The organism is bacterium, assembly GCA_023150945.1.
Classification (GTDB): domain Bacteria; phylum Zhuqueibacterota; class Zhuqueibacteria; order Zhuqueibacterales; family Zhuqueibacteraceae; genus Coneutiohabitans.
Map to the genome: position 1 here is coordinate 288,559 of JAKLJX010000004.1, position 19,349 is coordinate 307,907.

Genomic DNA, 19,349 nt, shown 5'->3' on the forward strand with positions numbered 1-19,349 from the left:
GTCAAGGCCGGCGGCGCGAATCGCGCTGCGGAGGACGCGCCGGTTGGGCCTCGCGGCCACAAAACGCTTGCGTTTCAATACAGCCCTGCTAAAATAGGGCATTCCCTTTCGTCGCGGCCTGCGGAAAGGAACGGAATCCGCGGTCGCGCACCCGTTTCAAAACCGATCACAGGAGTTCATGATGAAGTACTGCGCTTTTTTGCTGGTTGCGATACTGCAGTTTTCCCTTGATGCGAACGTCCTCCAGGCACAAGTGCCGGCGCGGCGGCCGGCGCGCGTGATGCCAGCGGAGCAACGAGCCGATCGCCTGACCACCGAGGGCCTCGCGCTCATGCGCCGCGGCCGAACCACGCTCGCCCAGGCCAAGTTTCAACAAGCGCTGCGGCTCGATCCCCAAAATGTCCGCGCCCATCTCGCGTACGCCGATTTGCTGTTGAAAGAGAATAAAAGCCTGGCGGCTTACGATCATTTTACCAAAGCCATGAAGTTCTCGCCCGCCGGCGCCAAAGATCGCGACCGCGCCGCGCAAGTCATTGCGCGCCTCCGTAGCCAACATCCGGAGTGGTTCAGCCGCGTGCAGCCTCGTCCGGTGGACGCTGGCAAATCCGCCCAGCGCCAAACCCATGAACCGCTGCCCGGCGGTCAAACACCGGCCGTACCGCCGAGACCGAATGGCATCAAACCCACGCTGGCCGTGCTGCCCTTCGCGGCGCCCGGCAGCGATTCCACTCTCGGCGTCTCCTTCTCCGAAATGGTGGCAACCGCAATGATCAACCGCGCGGCATATCGCATCGTCGAGCGCCGGCAGATCGAGCACGTGTTTCAAGAACAAGCGCTCGGCCAAACCGGCGCCCTGGAAGCCGAAACCGCAGTAGCCGTGGGAAAGATTCTGGGCGTGCAAACCGTCGCGGTCGGCAATCTCAGCCAGCTCGAGGCCGGCTATGAAACCGATGCGCGCGTGCTCAATGTTGAAAGTGGCGAAGCGCTGCTCGCCAGTCATGCGCAAGCCGCGTCTTCCGCGCAATTCCGTGAAGCCGCGGAATCGCTGGCTGCTGACCTGAGCGCGAAAGTTGGAAACGTGCAAAACTCGCTGCAACCGGATTCCGCGGCGGTTGCACCGGCGCACCACTAGTGGTCTGTTTTCTTTCAAGGTAACAGCCTGCGCCAGATTTCAGACAAGCTGAAATCTGATGCCCTGCGGGCAGCAATAAGTCCGATTCGTACATCGTTGCCTCGCACGAGGTATCCACCACCACTGTCATCCAGTCGTCATCCAGCAAGGATCTTGTGAAGATTTGGGCACACTCCCGTGCCATTCACCTCAAAAGCTCACCGCCGAGACGCGGAAACCGCGGAGAAGGACTCTCTTGATCTTGAAACTCCGCGGTGCAAGCGGTCGCTTTGTGGTCAAGAATCTTTCAGAATTCTATTCTGACTTTGAGCGCCTTATGGCCCACAGCCAATTCTCAATCAAGCTGAAAACCTCAGCCCTGCAGGCGGCTCGCTTTTCATCATGACTCAGAACAGGAGCGAGCAGAGATGGCGGAGCTTGTTTCGCAGTGATCTCCGTTCACTCCTGTTTCAAGCAGTTCAGACTATTCGAAATTCATATTGTGCAATGTCTGCGTCTGTGCGGCAAATTTGCAATGGTCAAGCAAATCGCTCAGGAGGTTTTCGTGTGTTTTGCGTATTTCGTGGGCCACTCTCATGCGTCGCATTTGCTCGCGCGATCCGCGCAACACCCGCCTGCCGCCCGGGAGATTTCCGTGTTTGATCTTACACACTGTTGCAATTGACGCACAGGCCCGGCATGCTGCGCGCGCGGCGCGGCTGCGTCAACTCCTGCAAAATCAGTTCACCCGGCTATGGCATTGGCACCCGGAGGGTTGGCACGCGACTTGGTGGAGGCAAGGCGGGAAGCATGACATTCACCGAAAATTCCTCAGGAGGAACTTATGAACAAAGCGGTTCATTTTCGCAAAGGGCTGGCAGTGGCGCTGGTGTGCGCCCATCTTGCGCTGGTCTCCTGTGAGAAAAATCCCACCGAGGCCGACAATCCCAAACCCGCGCTGCCGCCGGCCAGTTCGATGTCCGTGGACTTGGGCGCTTTTCAGAGCAACCTGCCCAAGGCCGGGGCCATTGGGCAAAACTTCATCACCGCGCGCTTGGCAGTGGCGACCATCAATCTCGCCGTGCTGGTGCACATGAACGTGCCGGTGCTCACCTTTGCCGCAGCAGCCTCACAAACGCCGGTGCTGCAAGACGATGCCAAATGGCATTGGATCTACACCGTGTCGAATAACGGCCAGCAGTTTCAAGCCGACCTGGCAGGGTGGATCGATGAAAACGCCAAGGCGGTCCGCTGGGAAATGCGCATCACCACCAATGCCGGCGGCCTGGCGCTGAATCGCTTTCTGTGGTACACCGGCATTGCCGCGCTGGACAACGGCTCCGGCGAGTGGACGATCTATGATCATACTCAACCCAGCGCCGGCGTGGCAGTGGTGAACATCACTTGGAACAACGACACGGCCGCGAGCAAAGCCAGCCTGCAATTCACCGTGGTGAAGCCGGGCGTTCCCGAGAACGGCGACACGTTGACCTACAGTAGCGAGGGCTCGGCGCGCTCGGTGGTGCATTTCGACAGCTCGGCAAGTACCACGCTCACCATTGCCTGGGATGCCGCGACCCGCGCGGGCTACATTATTGCGCCCAATTACAAAGACGGCCAGAAATCCTGCTGGGACTCGCAGTTGAACGACGTTGTCTGCCCGTGAACCCTGGCACGGCGTCAGCCGCGGTCAAGCTTCAACTGTGAAGGCGCAAAGGACGCCAAGTTTATTTCTCTTTGCACTCTGGGCCGCTTCGCGGTTGAGAATTTCGCGGGCGTGATCGTGTCTCCGCAGCAATTCGCTCTCGCTCCGGCGTGCGTCAAGCTGGCAAGTGGCGCGGCACTGACGGAAAAAGAGCTTGCATCGCAAGGCTGTTTTTGCTATACTGCCCCCGCATTTGAGTGATCGGGGCGTAGCGCAGCTTGGTTAGCGCACTTGACTGGGGGTCAAGGGGTCGGAGGTTCAAATCCTCTCGCCCCGACCCAGACTTAAGGAGCTGTAAACCCTCCCCGCGAGGTTTTGCAGCTCCTTTTGTTTTTTGGTACCTCTCTGTTCTCACGCCCATTTTCCCAGCCGCTGACCGGAGTCGATTGGACTCAATGTGCTTGCGCAGTCTGCGAAGCCGTTACGTCCGAATCTGACTTTCCCCGCCTTGCCCCCAACCCGGCCAAGCCAGAACCAACGCAACAGACAAACCCGCCAGCATTCTCTCAAGTCTTCGCCAGCAAAACATGGCAAATGCCGGTAGTATTGAGCGCATTTGTCTCCGACTTGCCGCCCCGATAAACAATTTCATGATGCCAACAGTGCGTGGGAGGAGTTCGACCGGTAGGCGCACATGACAATTTCTCATCTGAAATCTCCGCCCGCGGCTGCGTGGGACCCGGGAACTGCCCTGAGTCTCACGCGCCTGTGGCAGCAGGCTGGGTTCTCTCCCAACGACGAACAGCAGCAGGCCATCCTGCACACCGACAGCCCGCTCTTTCTGCCCGCCGGTCCCGGCTCGGGCAAAACGCGGGTACTTTTGTGGCGAACGCTGAACTTGATTGTTTTTCACGGGATTAAACCTGAGGAAATTTTTCTTTCAACGTTCACTGAAAAGGCGGCGCTGCAACTAAAAGAAGGCTTGCGGAGTCTGTTGAGCATTGCGACCAAGAGCAGCGGAGTGCCCTACGATCTTTCCAAAATGTACGTGGGCACGGTTCATTCCCTGTGCCAACGCATTCTTACCGATCGCCGTTTCTTTCCTCATCGCCAGCGTGGCCGCGCGCCTGCTGTGCTGGATGAACTCGATCAATACTTTCATCTGAATAATAATCGCCGCTGGGGTGCCTTGACCAGCGCGGCAGGTTTGACTGATTCACCTGAATCACAAATCACTCAGCTTTTATCGGATCGTGCTTCACTTTCAAAGTATGCTGCGGTCACGAGTTGTCTCAATTTGTTTAATCGCTTCTCGGAAGAGTGCTTGGATCCGATTTCAGTGAAATCTCGAACGTCTGATGCCACGCTTCAGGCACTGTTGGAAATGTATCGCGGTTATCTCCAATCACTCGCAGAATCTGAAAAGATTCCTCAAAGCGATCTTTCTTTGCTGCAACAGAAAGCTTTGCAGATTGTGGCAGAAGGCCCGGCGGGTGGGCAAGTGTTCAAGCACATCATTATCGACGAATATCAAGACACCAACCCGGTGCAAGAGGCGTTGTTTTTTCAATTGGCTGCCGGATACAAGAATCTCTGTGTGGTGGGGGATGATGATCAGGCGCTTTATCGTTTTCGCGGCGCAACGGTTGAAAATTTTGTGCAGTTTCCGCTGCGGTGTCAAACCTTCCTCAACTCTGACCCTACTTGCATTCCGCTAACGACGAATTACCGTTCGCGCGAGAATATTGTGGCATTTTATTCAAAATTCATGCGTCTCTGTGACTGGCATGCTAACGGAAAGGGTGCCAAGTCTTATCGTGTACAAAAAAATATAGAAGCGCATCGTAAAGATCGGTCGGCAGCAGTGCTTGCCAGCACACCGGATTCGCCTGAAAATGTTTGTCGGCAAATCGCGCAGCTTGTGCGTCAATTGCTCGACGAAAAGAAAGTCGAAAATGCCAATCAAATTGCATTCCTCTTTCCTTCGCTGAAAAGCGCGCAAGTGCAGCGCATGAAAGATGCGTTGGAGAAAGAAGGGCTGCGTGTCTATGCGCCTCGTGCCGGAAGGTTTCTGGAAGTGGAAGAAGCTGTCGCGCTAGTCGGACTTTACCAGCAGGTCTTTGGCAAGCCTGCGCGCGGTGACTTTGGAGGTCGCGACTATCATGATTTTCATCGCTGGCTCGAAGGCGCTTACGACCGGGCAAAAGAACTGTTGGGCGACGACAAGCAACTTAAGCAATACATCAAAGATCGCCGCGCCGAGATCGCTGCGGCCATCGCAGACTATAATACTCTTTTGAACGTCGCAGCCAAACATCGCTGGGATCCTGCCGCGCCATTCGATTTCGAAAAGATGCGCAGGCCGCTCTATGGCGCGCCTCAACTTTCCGAACGTGCGAAGCGATCGTTGGCAAGCAATTACTTTGCACAAATCATCAAGAAACGCATAGCAGAAGGCAATCCCTTTTCACTGGCCTATATTCTCAAGCGTGCCACGTCGCTAGATTGGAACGTATTGGATTTGTTCTACCGGCTTTGTGGATTCGATTATTTCAAGAAGATGTTCGATGCCGCTGAAAGCGGGGAGGACGAAGGCCCGATCTGCAATCTCGCATTGATTTCGCAGTACCTCGCGCGGTACACCGATCAAAACGGCTCCGTCATCACGGCAGAAGCGCTGCAAAACGAGTTTTTCAGCAGGCGTTTTTTCAGCTCATATCTTTACGTGCTCTTTCGCCGCGGCGAATCCGAATATGAAGACGCGAATGATCCGTTCCCCAAAGGCCGCGTTCCCTTTCTTACCATTCATCAAGCAAAAGGCCTGGAATTTCCGGTGGTCGTACTGGGGAATCCGCGCAAGAAAGACGATAAACCGCAAATCATTGAGACGCTGGTGCAGCCCCTGCTTGATCGCGAAAGCGAACCATTGGATCGCATGGCCAAGTTTGACGTTATGCGCATGTTTTACGTGGCGCTCTCGCGTGCGCAGAATTTATTGGTGATTGCGCATTTCAAGGGGAAAGGTCAGAGCCTGAACGAACCGTTCAAAAAGCTGCTGGATGTGGATTTTTCTCGCATACCCGATTTCGACCTCAATGTGTTACCCGAGGCCAATGCGAAACCAGACGAGCTTCCCAAGAATTATTCATACACCGGGGATTTTTTGCTTTATCAGAAATGCTCGCGGCAATACATGATTTTTCGCAAATACGGTTTCGTGCCCTCGCGCTCACAAACCATGATGTTCGGCAGCTTGGTGCATCAAACATTGGACGATCTGCATCAATATCTCATCTCTTTGCGGAGTCAAAAGCATGAATCTCAACAATGACGATATCGAAAGCCGCATTCGAGAATACTTCGAGCAGAATTATGAAATGCTGCGCCTGGAAGGCGGGCATGCGCTTGCGCCCGAATTCAAAACTGCCGCGCTCGACCAGGTTTTGCTGTATTGGCGGCGGCTCCGCGAGGTGGCGGAAAAAGTCACGGATACGGAAGTGTTGCTGAATTTGCCCAAGCTAAACACGCCCAAAGGCCGGGAGTTTGGCATTGAAGGCGTTGTTGATATCGTGCGGCAAAATGATCGCACGGTAATGTACGACATCAAAACGCATGAGGCAGACGAGGTGCGGCGTAATCTGACGGATTATGAAAAGCAACTGAACGTGTATGCGTTTATCTGGCAGAAGCTGCGCCAGCAACAGCTTGATGAAACCGCAGTGATTTCCACGGCCTTCCCGGAGAGCATTAAAACAGCATTGCGCAACGGCGACGATAAGGTTCTAGCACAAGAACTGGAAAAATGGGAACCGCTGATCGCTATTCCGTTTAATGCCGATCACATCGATGACACCATTCGCGAGTTTGGTGAAACCGTTGATGCGATTGAAAGCGGCGAATTTGCGCCGCCGTCACTGCAGAAACTCCGTGGCAAGCCGCACGGCATGAAAGTCATTTTTGCCGTGCAGGTTTGCCGGAATTGCGATGCGCGTTTTTCTTGCTCGGCGTATCGCGCGTATGCCCAAAGCAGTCGCGGCAACCAGGAAAGCAGTTTTCGCCAGTATTTTATGAATGATTTTGGTAGTGAAGAAGAACGTGAAGAACGCGTGCGAGCAGGGCTGGACACTCTGCCTGCGTTTGAAGAATAGCGAAGGAAGATAGCGAAGTCAGGCTTGGACTTCACTGCATTTGAACGATACTCGAAGCCATCGAGTCCAAGCCTGACTTCCCCGCCTCTACATCACGAACTTGCAACATGAGAAGGATTCTCAATGCCGATTAAAAAACTCCGTCCCAGCTTTGCGTTCACCGAGGACCGGCTTGCGCAATTGAAAGCCATCGTGCCTGAAGCATTTGCCGACGGCAAGATCAACTGGGAAGCACTGAAACAAGCGCTCGGTGAATTTTTGGAAGATGAAAGCCCAGAAGCCGAGCATTTTGGCCTGTTCTGGCCCGGCAAACGCGAAGCGCGGCGCTTGGCAACCTTGCCCAGCAAAGGCACGCTCGTGCCTGCTGCCGGAGAAGGCGTTGACGAGGACAAGACCCGCAACATTTTCATCGAAGGCGAAAATCTGGAAGTGCTGAAACTCCTGCAAAAGAGCTACGCCGGCCGGATCAAGATGATCTACATCGATCCGCCTTACAACACGGGAAACGACTTCGTTTACAAGGACGATTTCAAGGAGCCGCTGGAAGAATACCTAAAAAGAACCGGACAGGCGGATGAAAATGGCAAACTGTTGACGACGAATACCAAAGCGAGTGGCCGTTTTCATTCGAATTGGCTGAATTTGATTTATCCGAGACTGCTTTTGGCCAGAAGTCTCTTGAGTGAGAATGGAGTAATTTTTACTTCAATTGATGACAACGAACTCCATAATCTCCGACAAATGATGGATGAGATTTTAGGCGAAGGTAATTTTCTTGCTTGTCTTGCCCGACGTGTAAAGTCTGGTGGTGGAAGTGCAGCACACCATTTTGCTGTTGAGCATGATTACGTGGTTGTCTATGCTAAGAATAAAGAAAGCACTGGGCCTCTCTTTATTCCACACGACCCGGAATATGCGAAAAGATACTCAGAAGAAGATCATCTTGGAAGGTACTTCTGGGACACGATGGTGCGTTCTTACACTCAAACTAAGCCGTATAAAATCGAGGCGCCCGACGGAACGATACTGCAAGGCAAATTGTTTAGAAGCGAGAATCGGTTCAAAGATGATTTGAAGTCAGGAGAAGTACGCTTTTTGAAAAAGGACGACGGAACGTGGTCGGTACAGTTTAAACAAAGAATGGCTGACGGAAGAAAAATTCGCTCTTTGCTGCATGAGAATGAATTCCGATCGTCGCACGACGAAATCGACGAGCTTGGTTTAGGCGACACTTTTCAATTTCCTAAACCAGTTTATTTGTTACGCCAACTAATTCAAGCGTCTAGTGAGTCAAATGACATAGTCATAGACTTTTTTGCTGGCTCCTGCACCACCGCCCAAGCTATTTTAGACCTCAATCGCGAAGACGGTGGCAATCGCCGCTTCATCATGGTTCAACTTCCCGAGCCAACGCCTGAGGACTCGCCTGCTCGAAAAGCTGGCTATAATACTATCGCCGAAATCGGCAAAGAACGCATCCGGCGCGTGACCGCCAAAATGAGAAAGGAGAGCAACGGCAAATCTTCATCTAAACGCGAAACGCCTGAAGACCTGGGTTTCAAAGTCTTCAAGCTCGCGTGTTCCAACTTCAGAGCCTGGCAAGATTATAACGGCGAAAACATTCAAGAACTCGAAATGTTGTTTGATCAAGCCGAAACCCCATTGGTCAAAGGTTGGAAAGAAGATGATTTGTTGACAGAAATCATGCTGCAACAAGGCTTCCCGCTCGACAGTAAGATCACGCGACAAACCGGTTTCAAATCGAACAAAGTGAAGTTGATCGAATCCGAAGCCTGCGCGCATCGCTTGTTCGTGTGCCTTGATCCCAAAATCAAAGAGGACGCCATCAAACATTTGGAACTTCGCATCGAGGATATTTTCGTTTGCCTCGACAGCGCGCTAACGGATCAAGCCAGGATGCGGCTGGCAGACGTGTGCCGGTTGAATATTACTTGATCTCTCCGCCCAGTGGCGTGCAGGTGTGGCTTAAAATTTACTTAACTCGAGAACTGCTTTTCCAATTCTTCAAGAAATTTGGAGACTTTGACGATGCGGACACCTTGGTAGGTTTTATGCGGGAAGTGTTTCGTGTTCTTTGTCACGAGATATTCTGCTTGACCGGTTACGGCAGTCTCGAGAAACTTGTCATCATCCACGTCTTTGCAAGCTTGCAAAGTTCCTGGAATGGCAACACGGATGCCTGAAACACGCAATTCCGCAAGCAGATCGCTGACCTTCTGCGGATCAATCTCCGGCAGATGATGCAGAACGTAGGCATATTCATTCATGATTTCATCAGAAATCAAAAAATCGAATTGGCCTTTAAGCCATCGGAGAATGAGCTTTGCCGGCGCGCCCGAGTCATTGAGTAGGCCGGAAACAAGCAGATTGGTGTCGATGACGGCACGGATCATTTTTCCACGCTTTTTTGCTGCCGGTATTCCTTGATCAGCCGATCGATCTCTTTTTCGGCCACGCCGCCCGCCGCCCGCACCTCGGCGCGAATCTCATCAATGAGTCGGGCTAACCGGCGGCGATCTTTTCGAATGGGCTGCAAAAAGAGAAGCCTCAAGGCATCCGAGATGACGGCGTTTTGATCGCCATCATAATGTTCCTGTGCCAGCAACGATAAGCGCGTTGCGAGCTGATCGTCAAGTTTCAAAACGAGCTCCGCCATAATGAACCTCATTTAAGTTGTTCTGAACAGCGCTGCAACAGGCTACTATAGCTGCAAATATATGCGATTTTTTCATTAACTTCAACACATTCCTTTTTGCTCAAGCCCAAACAACGGCTGCCATGTTTAAAACTCTCCAACTCCAATTCGACGCGCATCAAGATCATCAACTCGAAGCGGTGGAAAGCGTCGTCCGCTTGTTCGAAGGCCTGCCGAAACGCGCGCCGGAATTCAGTCTCGGCGGCGAGATTGTGGCCAACTTGCCGCTGCATGAAACGCTGCGCGAGTCATGGCTGCGCGAGAATCTCGCTGCGGTTCAACAAAAAAACGGCATCGAAAACCCGTTCGCCGAGTTGCAAGTCGACGAAGGGATGGTCATCGACTGCGCGGGCAACGAAACCTGGCGCTATCCGAGCTTCACCGTTGAAATGGAAACCGGCACGGGCAAGACCTACGTGTATTTGCGCACGATTCACGAATTGCGGCAACGTTACGGCTTCAGCAAGTTCGTCATCGTCGTGCCCAGCGTCGCGATTTACGAGGGCGTGGTCAAGAGTTTTGAAATTACGCGCAGTCACTTTCGCAGTCTGTACGGAAATGAAACCGTTCACCTGCTCAAATACGACGGCAGCAAATTGAGCCAATTGCGCTCATTTGCGAGCGACACGTTCACGGAAATCATGGTGATCACGCTGGACGCATTCAACAAGGCGTCGAATGTCATTTACAAATATTCCGAGAAACTTCCAGGCGAGCGCAAGCCGTACCAGTTCATCCAAGAGACACGGCCAATTCTGATTCTCGATGAGCCGCAAAACATGGAGAGCGACACGGCAAAAACGGCGCTGCGCTCGTTGCATCCTTTGATTGCGATGCGTTACAGCGCCACGCCGCGTACCGATCCAAACCTGGTTTACCGGCTGACGCCTTTTGAAGCGTTTCGCCGCAATCTGGTCAAGAAAATCGAAGTCAGCGGCGTGGTAAAAAAAGATGATTTGAATCAGCCGTTCTTGGCGCTCACCAAAATTTCGCGCAACGGGCGCATTACGGCAAGAGTCAGAACATATGCCGATGAAAAGGGACAGACGCGTGAAGCAGAACTTGTTTTGCGACAGTACGATGATTTGTACAAGATCACCCGCCGGGACGAGTTTAAAGATCGCTACTGTGTCGTGGAGATCAATGCCGCTGAAGAGTTTCTTCTGTTTGAGAACGGCATTACGCTCAGACTGAACGACACCCTCGGGCCCTCGCGGCCTGAGATTTTCCGATTGCAGATCGAGGAAACAATCAGAACTCACATGGAGCGGCAGGAAGAATTGCGCGACCGCGATGTAAAAGTTCTCTCGCTGTTCTTCATTGATCGCGTGGCGAATTATACCGACGAGAACGGCATCATCAAGCAGCTTTTTGACCGCGCATTCGACAAGCTCAAAAAGCAATATCCGTACTTCAAAAATTACCGGCCGGAACAAGTGCGCGAAGCTTATTTTGCCAAAAAATGAGATTCGGTCGGGGCGAAGAGAAGGCTATTGACATCGAGAATTTGGAAAGAGCGCCAGCAGCGCAGCGCGAAGCGGCGCAAAGAGCTTTCGAGTTGATCATGAAAAAGAAAGAACGCTTGCTTTCCTTTGATGAACCCGTGAGCTTTATCTTCGCGCATTCGGCGCTCAAGGAAGGCTGGGATAATCCCAACGTTTTTCAGATTTGCACGCTCAATCAAGCGGTGTCTGGAATCAGACGTCGGCAGGAGATCGGACGCGGCTTGCGGTTGTGCGTCAATCAACAAGGCCTGCGGCTGTTTGATGAAGAAGTCAATACCTTGACCGTCATTGCCAATGAGAGCTACGCCTCGTATGCCGCCAATCTGCAGCAGGAGTACGTGAAGGACAACATGGCCGCGCCACCGCCGCCTTCGGAAGCACGCAAGAAGAACGCGACGCGCAACGACAAAATCTTTCATGGCAGCAAGGAGTTCAAAGATTTTTGGGAAAGACTGTCACAAAAAGTCTCTTATCGCGTGCACGTCAACACGCCGGAACTGATTCGGGCTTGTGTTGAAAGATTGAATGCGCAGACGATCCCAGAACCGGTGCTCGTGGTCGAGCGGGGAAAATTTGTCGTCAAACGTTACATCCTGCGCTTGCAATCCGTGCGGGGAAATATCGCAATGATCGAGCTTGAAATCGCTGATTCCGAAGGCACAATCAACAAGGATTCCCGTCCCATCCTCAAAAAGAATAATTTGGCGCGAGTTTTTGGCGATGACCGGTTGCGCCATTTTCAAGTGCTGGAGATTCAGAACGGCAAGCGTGAAGCAAAGGTGATTTTCTCGAATAATGTGGAGTTGGGCGTTCACGCCACGTTGACCTTTGAGAGCGAGGCCGGGCAGGTGATTTCAGAAAGAACCTCAAAGCCGGTGGTTGCGACATATCCGGTGTTCAATTTGCTGGATCGCGCCAGCCGTGAACTCGGTCTGACACGGCCAACGTTGAACGCCATCTTCAAAGGATTGCATGACGAACACAAGAAGATGCTCTTGCGCAATCCCGAAGGGTTCGCCGGCATTTTCATTCAGCAAATCAGGGAGGCGTTGGCGGATCACATTGTGGAACGCATTGAGTTCATCGTGGAAGACGGGAGAATTGAGCGCAATTTGGAGAAGCTCTTTCCGCTCAAAAAGGCTTTTGCGCAGAGAGAACTGGAGGAAGCCGACGAGCGCACGCTGTATTATTTGCTGCAAGCCGACTCGGAGGCGGGGCGAAAGTTCGTGGTGCAAGCCGATTCTGAGGTGGAACGCGTGTTTGTAAAGCGGATTGTCAGGCCGGATGACAAGGTTGTATTCTATTTTAAATTTCCGGCTGCCTTTGAAATCAAAATGCCCAAAGTGGTCGGCAACTACAATCCGGACTGGGGCATCGTTCGTTTCGATGGCGACCGGCGCTGCATTCTCCAACTCATCCGCGAGACCAAATACAAGCACGAAGATGAGCTGCGCTTCCCGCACGAGCAGCGCAAAATCAAGTGCGCACGCAGACACTTCAAATCCATGGGCATCGACTATCGTCCCATCTTTCGGGAATTTGCCGAATGGTGGCGTTCTGAGAATGAGATCGCGACACAGGGATTGTTTGATATTGATAAGGTTGAAAAGGATCAACGTCAACCACAAACTAAAGCCGAGGCGCTGGGCAAGGTATCGAAAGGCGCAGCATGAGAACTGCCCTGTTCGGAAAATTGTTTGTATTAAACGGCTTTGGCAAGCCATTCAGCCGCCAGGGCGTTCATAAAGTACCACGCCTTTCTCGACAATGTCCCGATAGAAAGTGTCGCCCAGGCACAAGCGCTCAGCCACCTGTTGCGGCGAGCGCACGAGAATATCCATCGGAAATTGGTGTGATATACTCAAGGCGACTTCAACTTCAGGATCACCGCCATGATGGCCATCTTCAAGAATGACGAGCAAATCGACGTCGCTATGGCGATGTGATTCGCCACGCGCATACGAACCGAACAGGACAATTTTGAGCGGGTCAAACTTTTGCGCAATCTGCTGGGCAACGGAATGAATTTGTTCTGGCGTGATCATGGTCAGCTCGAGGTTTTGGAGTCCCGCCCCAGGACACAAGCGATGCGAACGGCGCACGGGAACGGTCAATGACTTGCCAGGTTCTCATTGTCTCATGAATCGCTCCCGTTTGGGCGGCGAGCGCGAACCGGAACACCGTAACAGCATTGAATGGACGGCAGAATATAGACAATACCTTTTCAATCATCAATCGAATTTTGTGAACGCCATGTCCCAAACTCCCCACGCCTGATTTGCCACGCCTCCAGATCAGCGACGCACTGCGGCCGGGGGCGCTGTCCGCATGGAAAACAGGCTGCCGGACCAATTGCCATGCTTGCCCGCGCGGTGCTGCCGGCGGAATCCGTGGTCAAATCGCCTGTCACACCGCTGTAATATTTTGCAATATCCTGCAAAAGCCCGCTTGACAGAAATGCTTATCTTTGCTATTTTCCGCCCAGTTTTGCTGACCTACCTCGGATTACGATTCGCGCCCCGGGCGCCGGTGGAGTTGAAAAAAGTATCATGAAGCAAGCTTGTCTCATTTCCCGCCATTGACCGATTGCTCAGCGTTGCATGTGGATATGATTTTCCCCTCGCCTCAATCTCGCTTACCCCTGCAGTTACTCGCCAATATTTCCGGTAGCGGCCGGTTTGCGCTGCTGCCGGAATTCTTCATGAACCCGCAGTGGCAGGTGGGCGCACAGGCGCTGACCGCCGGATCGTAACCCTCATCGTTGCTTCAGACAGAAGAATCATGAAAGACCTGACCAGAATCGAACAAAAGCAAATGCGCCATCTTTGGCAGGAGCGGCGCGAGCGTTTGCAGGCTGCGGGTGAGCAGCAGGAAGCGCCCGAGCTGAACGACAACGGCCCCAGCGAGTCGCTGCGCGAAACCTTGATTCACCAAGCCGCGCCGCAGGCCGATCAATTGGTGCTGGTGCAGTCGGTGCAGGCGCCGGCGCTGTCCCACAGCCTGATCGACCGCGGACTGATTCTCGCGCAGATCGAAGTGGTGGAGCCGCTGATTTGCCTCACCAAACTCGATCTCGCAGAAAAGCGAAGCACGATCGACAAAGTCGCGCGTCTCTACCGTGAGCTGGGCTACGCGATCGTGCTCACCTCCGCCAAAACCGGCGAGGGCATCGCCAATTTGCGGGAGCGGTTGGAAAACAGGCATTCGATCATGATCGGCGAGGCCGGTGTGGGCCGGAAATCCCTGCTGGCGCAGCTCGATCCTGGGTACGGCAAGCGAGGCAAGACGGAGGACAGGGTTTTGGAGGCGAGCAATGGCGCTTCGGTGCGATGCCGCCTCAGCAGCTTTGAGCTGGCGCGCGGACTGGAGATCACCACGCTGGAGGAAATCGAGATGGCCTGCTTGTTGGGATTGCAGCCCGATGAGCTGCGCTATTACTACAACGAGTTTCGCGAGTTCAGCGGCGATTGCGCGAACGGAGAGTGTCTGCACTGGCGCGAATCCGGTTGCGCCGTCAAGCAGGCCGTGGCGAACGGCGAAGTCACCAAGTCGCGTTATCAAGCTTATGTTGAAATCCTGCAGTCCTTGGCACCGTGATTTCCCCGGGAAGAATTCCCTTGCGGGAGTGGCGCCATTTCGCTATCTTGCGCCGCGTTTCATGGTGATACCTCCTGGTGTTTGCCGCTAGAACCTCACCGGTCTAGCGGCATTTTTATTTTCGCGTCGCGAACAGGGAAGCCGGTCCAACTCCGGCAGATCGGCAGGGTGGAGGAAAATCGTGCCGATTCATTCTTGCAGCAAAGGAATACACATGCGCAGGACAATGATCAAGGCTTTTGCCGGGCTGGTGCTCGGGCTGGCAGCATGCTCGCCGCCGCCCAAAGCCACCACCGTGCCGGGCGGCGTACCCTCGATAACCGCAGAGGAGTTGCACACCCACCTGAGTTTCCTGGCCTCGGATTCGCTCGCGGGACGCGACACCGGCTCGCCGGGTCTCGAGCGCGCCGCAGCCTACATCGCTGCGGAATTGCAGCGGCTGCGGCTGAAACCGCCGACCGCCAGCGGATCTTTTTTGCAGCCCTTCGCCCTCATCAGCCGGCAGCTCACGCCGGAGACGAAACTGACCGTCACCTCCCCGGCGGGCGAATCCGCGCAGTTCGATTTTCTCGATGATTTCTTTCCTTACCAGAAGGAGTTGCCGGAAACTTCGGAAACCATTACCGGCAAAGTAGCTTTTGTCGGCTACGGCATCGAGGCACCGGAATACAGCTACAACGACTTTGCCGGCATTGACGTGAAGGGCAAAATCGTGCTGGCAATGCGCCACGAGCCGCAAACCCCTGACACCAGCGTGCGGTTCGAGGGCAAAGAGACGACGCGCTACACGTACGTGAATGCCAAGGCGGCCGCCGCCGAGGCTGCAGGCGCGGCCGCGCTTATTCTCGTCAATGCACCCAATGACAGCGGACCGGCATTTCGCGCCGAGTTTCAAGCGTACCTCGAATACCTTGCCGAGCCCAAGATGCGTCTGGCCGATAAGCCGGAAGAGGAAGAGGGCGGTGGCTTCAAGATCATTGTCGCCGACACCAGCCTGGCCACGGCACTGCTGCGCGGCAGCGGCAAGACCCTGGCGCAGTTACAGGCAGAGATCGACCGCACCTACCGGCCACAATCATTCTTGTGCGAGAATGAAGCCACGCTGACGATTTCCGTGGTGCAGCGCAGCCTGCACGCGCCCAATGTCATCGGCTGGCTGGAGGGCAGCGATCCTCATTTGAAACACGAAGCCGTGGCGTACAGCGCGCATCTCGATCATGTGGGCCGCAATGCCAACGGTGAAATTTTCAACGGCGCGGATGATGATGCTTCCGGCAGTTCGGCGCTGTTGGAAATCGCCGAGGCCTTTGCGCAAAACGGCCGGCCGCCGCGGCGCAGCGTGCTGTTCCTCTGGTTTGCCGGCGAGGAGAAGGGCCTGCTCGGTTCGGAGTATTATGCCGATCATCCCGCCATTCCGCTCGCGCAAACGGCGGCCAACCTCAACATGGACATGGTGGGCCGCGTGCGGCCGCCGGGCGACACCAATCCCAAGAACGCCGGGCTGGCGGAGGAGAATACGATCTACGTCGTGGGTGGGCATCAAAACAGTGCCCTGCGGGAGTTGAATGAGGCTTCGGCGCGGCAGGTGGGTTTGGTGTGCGATTATCGCTATGGCGATCCCAGCCATCCCAAGAAGCTCTATTATCGCAGCGATCACTACAATTTCGCGCGCCACGACGTGCCGGTGTTGTTCTTCACCACCGGCGAGCATGAAGACTACCACAAACCGACCGACGACGTCGACAAAATCAATTTCCCGAAACTGCAGCGCGTGGCGCAGATGGCATTTCTCACCGGCTGGCAGGTGGCCAATCAAGCGCAACGCCTGAAGCCGAATCAAGTGCCGGCAAGCCCGTGACCTGGCGCCGTCCTGCCCGCATGCCCGGCCGGTGCACGTTGGTGCCGGCATGAGTGATCTCCCACAATGCAAAAGCATGAACGTACATTGCGTATTCGCCGGCTCATCCTGGCCGCGATTTTCATGGCGCTGGGCCTGGCCGGCGGTTTGGCGTTCTTTGCAGTGCCCGGCCTGGAATTGATGACGGCCACGGTCTTTCTGGCGGGTTTCATGTTGGGCGCAGCCCGCGGTTTTATCGTCGGCGGCATCGCTGAATTTCTCTACACGTTTTTCAACCCGCTGGGTCCCGCCATTCCGCCGCTCATGCTGGCGCAAATCGCCGGCATGGCCGTGAGTGGCTTTGCCGGCGGGTGCCTGGCCCGGCTTTTCCCTGATCGGCTGCCGCCGTTGCCTGCCTTTGCGGTTCTCGGAATTCTGTTGACCCTGCTGTTTGATTTCGCCACCACGCTGGCGTTTGGCTTGAGCATCAATCAAACCTGGGAGGGATTCTTCGCAGCGGTCACTTTTGGCGCGCCGGTTTATTTGACCCATCTGGCGACAAACGGATTGATTTTTAGCCTGCTCGTGCCTATACTCGCACGACATCTGCTCACACTGGCAGTGTTTCAATCGTTTGCCAGGCCGCCGGCTTCGCTTGCTGCGCGCAAGTCAAAGCCGGCAAACTTCACCAACTCCCAAGTCCAACTGTGAATCCTGCTCGCCTGCTGGTGGTGTTATTCCTCGGTGCCCGCGTGTTGTTCGCCCAAATTTCGAACGAGCCTGCTCTCCCTGACACGTTGCCGAAACCCGGCGCGGATAGCGCGGCCGTGGCGGCAACCGCGCCGGCGGAGGCGATTTCCTCTTCCGGCCGCACGGCCCACTGGCGAGCTTTCCACCATTTGAATCGGGCCGCGGTTGCGCGGGCAGACTCCCAAGCGCGTGCCGAAAATTTGTTCGAGGATGTGTGGCAGTTCGGCGCTCGCAGCCTGCCGCTGTTGCCGTTGCGCACGGGCGGCATCGGTCAACCGCGCTATTTTGCCACGGGCATGTTGCCGCCGGCGGCGTTGGATCATTTTGTCGATGAGGTGTGGTGGCGGCCGGGCGTGTACGGCACTGCCGATCTCGCCGGTTTGCCCGAGGCCGCGGTGGATGGCATCACGTTAAATCAACTCGTGCCCGAAACGGGGCGTCAGGCACAGTCCGCTGCATTCCTCCATTTCACCACGGACAGCTTGCGCTATGAAATTCCTTTTTCCCGCGCGGAGTACGTCAAAGGGCCGCTGGGTGGAGATGCGACGCGCGTGCGTTTTGGCCGCGCTTTCAGCCGCCGCCTGAATGGTTTGCTCCATCTCACCATCAACAATGCCGACGGTTTTGTGAACCGCAGCGGCAGTTTGGTGCGCTTGCCTGCTGAGGTGTTCAAGGCCGGTGCCCGCCTCGATTATCGCGTCAGCCAGAATTGGCAGGCGCGCTGTCGCTACTGGCTCGTCCGCGCCGAGGCCGGAGTGGAAGCGCCCTTCTTTCCCGAGGAATGGCAGCGCAGCGGCAACAACCGGCACAAAGAGACGCGGCTCTATCATGCTCTCGAGTTGAATCGCCGCGATCAGCTCGCGCTGCGCGCTTTTCTGTGGGACATTCATGAAGAGTTGAATGCGACTGCCGTCAAGATTCGCCACCGTCTGCGCGAAGCCGGCCTCGAAACGAGCTGGCAACGGCAGGGAGAATCCCTTGCCGCGATTTTCACCGGGCGCCTGAGTCATGAGAAACTGGAAAGTCCGACGATTGACTATCGCGGTCGCCTCAATGCCGCCGCCGGTTTGAAGCTGGTGGCGCAACTCCACGGGAGGCTCGCGCTGCAAACGGTGGCGCACGCCGGCTACAAGCCGGATTGGCCCACGGGCTACACGCTGGCGGCTGCGGGAATCTATCGTCTGACGTCTTCATGGTTTGCGTGGCTGGGCGTGGAGCAACGCCGCATTCCACCGGCGCCGGGGGAGCGCAGCAACAGTCTGCGTCTGCTGGCGCGGCCGGCAAAGCTCGAGGCGGTCACTCTGCAACAGGCGCTGGCCGGCATTGCCTTTGAAAGGCGCTCGTTCGCCGCGCGGCTGGTCTTCGGCAGCGGCTGGTGGCATGAGGGTTTTGTATGGAGCTTGCAGTGCGCGGACACCACGGCTGCGCTGCGCAACGATACCGCCGTCGCCGAAACGCCGGCGCTGCAAGCGCAACTGCGCTGGCGGCCTTTGGCTCACCTCGCGGTGGGTCTCCATGCGGCGCATGCGCCGCAAGAAGTGCCGCAGCAATTTTGGTTCTGGCATCAACCGCGCACCTACGTGCATGCCTACGTGGCTTCGCCCTGGATCCTGTTCGATCACGATCTCGAATTGACGCCGCGCTTTGCCGCGCGAGTGATCGGCGCGCGCTTCTCGCCGGATTTCTCCGAGGCCTTGGGCAGCGTGAGTTTCGCACACCTGGCCACGGCGCGAGTGATCGATTTTCAATTGCAGTTGCGCCATGGCGCCGGCGCGGTGTTTTTGTCATGGGAAAATCTGTTAGATCGGCGCTGGCAATGGCGGGCGGGAGTGCAAGATCCCGGTCGGGCTTTTCGTTGGGGATTTTGGTGGAGGTTCTTGAATTGAGGCCGGTTCTGGTACAGCATTTTTCCGGCGAGATACCTGTACGACAATATTAAGTCGAATTCTATTGCACAGACAAATAGCCCCAGGGGACAAAATGTAGAAGCGAAGGGCAACGCCTTGGAAAATGAATAATCATGAGATATCACCAAGCCCC

Annotated in this window: 15 protein-coding genes and 1 tRNA gene; 13 read left to right on the forward strand and 3 right to left on the reverse strand. The window is 55.2% G+C overall.

The genetic code is table 11. From position 1 onward, the window contains the following. Positions 1-178: 178 nt before the first annotated feature. The 6 genes from L6R21_07900 to L6R21_07925 all read left to right on the forward strand — a co-directional run bounded on the left by L6R21_07900 (position 179) and on the right by L6R21_07925 (position 8,860). Positions 179-1,132: a hypothetical protein gene (locus tag L6R21_07900; GenBank protein MCK6559110.1), complete on the forward strand. Its 954-nt coding sequence runs from the start codon at positions 179-181 to the stop codon at positions 1,130-1,132. 823 nt (positions 1,133-1,955) lie between these two features. Then, complete coding sequence (locus tag L6R21_07905; protein ID MCK6559111.1) at positions 1,956-2,777, forward strand: hypothetical protein; 822 nt, start codon at positions 1,956-1,958, stop codon at positions 2,775-2,777. Positions 2,778-3,018: 241 nt separating this feature from the next. Then, positions 3,019-3,093: transfer RNA gene (locus L6R21_07910), tRNA-Pro, on the forward strand. A 357-nt stretch (positions 3,094-3,450) separates the two neighbouring features. Continuing rightward, entirely contained in the window at positions 3,451-6,087 is a 2,637-nt protein-coding gene (locus L6R21_07915) for an ATP-dependent helicase (GenBank protein MCK6559112.1), read from the forward strand. A 46-nt stretch (positions 6,088-6,133) separates the two neighbouring features. Beyond that, positions 6,134-6,904 (forward strand): PD-(D/E)XK nuclease family protein, encoded by a 771-nt coding sequence (locus L6R21_07920; GenBank protein MCK6559113.1) that lies wholly within the window; start codon positions 6,134-6,136, stop codon positions 6,902-6,904. Between the two features lie 123 nt (positions 6,905-7,027). Then, positions 7,028-8,860: a site-specific DNA-methyltransferase gene (locus L6R21_07925; protein ID MCK6559114.1), complete on the forward strand. Its 1,833-nt coding sequence runs from the start codon at positions 7,028-7,030 to the stop codon at positions 8,858-8,860. Between the two features lie 41 nt (positions 8,861-8,901). Here the strand turns inward: L6R21_07925 and L6R21_07930 are convergent, their stop codons facing one another. Both L6R21_07930 and L6R21_07935 read right to left on the reverse strand, forming a co-directional pair. After that, positions 8,902-9,318, reverse strand: coding sequence for a putative toxin-antitoxin system toxin component, PIN family (locus L6R21_07930; GenBank protein ID MCK6559115.1), 417 nt, complete (start codon positions 9,316-9,318; stop codon positions 8,902-8,904). After that, complete coding sequence (locus tag L6R21_07935; protein ID MCK6559116.1) at positions 9,315-9,581, reverse strand: hypothetical protein; 267 nt, start codon at positions 9,579-9,581, stop codon at positions 9,315-9,317. The genes L6R21_07930 and L6R21_07935 overlap by 4 nt, the downstream gene beginning before the upstream one ends. A 122-nt stretch (positions 9,582-9,703) precedes the next feature. On the opposite strand from L6R21_07935, the gene L6R21_07940 reads away from it, so the two are divergent. Together L6R21_07940 and L6R21_07945 are read left to right on the forward strand one after the other, a co-directional pair. Next, positions 9,704-11,086 (forward strand): DEAD/DEAH box helicase family protein, encoded by a 1,383-nt coding sequence (locus tag L6R21_07940; protein MCK6559117.1) that lies wholly within the window; start codon positions 9,704-9,706, stop codon positions 11,084-11,086. Positions 11,087-11,184: 98 nt separating this feature from the next. Beyond that, a complete protein-coding gene (locus tag L6R21_07945) occupies positions 11,185-12,798 on the forward strand; it encodes a hypothetical protein (GenBank protein ID MCK6559118.1) in 1,614 nt (537 codons plus the stop codon). 51 nt (positions 12,799-12,849) lie between these two features. Here the strand turns inward: L6R21_07945 and L6R21_07950 are convergent, their stop codons facing one another. Beyond that, positions 12,850-13,239, reverse strand: a complete 390-nt coding sequence (locus tag L6R21_07950; protein ID MCK6559119.1) for a nucleotidyltransferase domain-containing protein — start codon at positions 13,237-13,239, stop codon at positions 12,850-12,852. Between the two features lie 446 nt (positions 13,240-13,685). On the opposite strand from L6R21_07950, the gene L6R21_07955 reads away from it, so the two are divergent. From L6R21_07955 to L6R21_07975, 5 genes are all read left to right on the forward strand, one after another. Further along, complete coding sequence (locus L6R21_07955; GenBank protein MCK6559120.1) at positions 13,686-13,877, forward strand: hypothetical protein; 192 nt, start codon at positions 13,686-13,688, stop codon at positions 13,875-13,877. A gap of 29 nt (positions 13,878-13,906) precedes the next feature. Then, entirely contained in the window at positions 13,907-14,722 is an 816-nt protein-coding gene (gene rsgA / locus L6R21_07960; protein MCK6559121.1) for a ribosome small subunit-dependent GTPase A, read from the forward strand. Between the two features lie 214 nt (positions 14,723-14,936). Beyond that, on the forward strand, positions 14,937-16,580 hold the full coding sequence (locus tag L6R21_07965) for a M28 family peptidase (protein MCK6559122.1): 1,644 nt from the start codon (positions 14,937-14,939) through the stop codon (positions 16,578-16,580). Positions 16,581-16,646: 66 nt separating this feature from the next. After that, positions 16,647-17,270 carry a hypothetical protein gene (locus tag L6R21_07970; protein ID MCK6559123.1) on the forward strand — a complete coding sequence of 208 codons (624 nt, stop codon included), beginning with the start codon at positions 16,647-16,649 and terminating at the stop codon, positions 17,268-17,270. Beyond that, a complete protein-coding gene (locus tag L6R21_07975; GenBank protein ID MCK6559124.1) occupies positions 17,267-19,195 on the forward strand; it encodes a hypothetical protein in 1,929 nt (642 codons plus the stop codon). The genes L6R21_07970 and L6R21_07975 overlap by 4 nt, the downstream gene beginning before the upstream one ends. Positions 19,196-19,349: the final 154 nt, after the last annotated feature.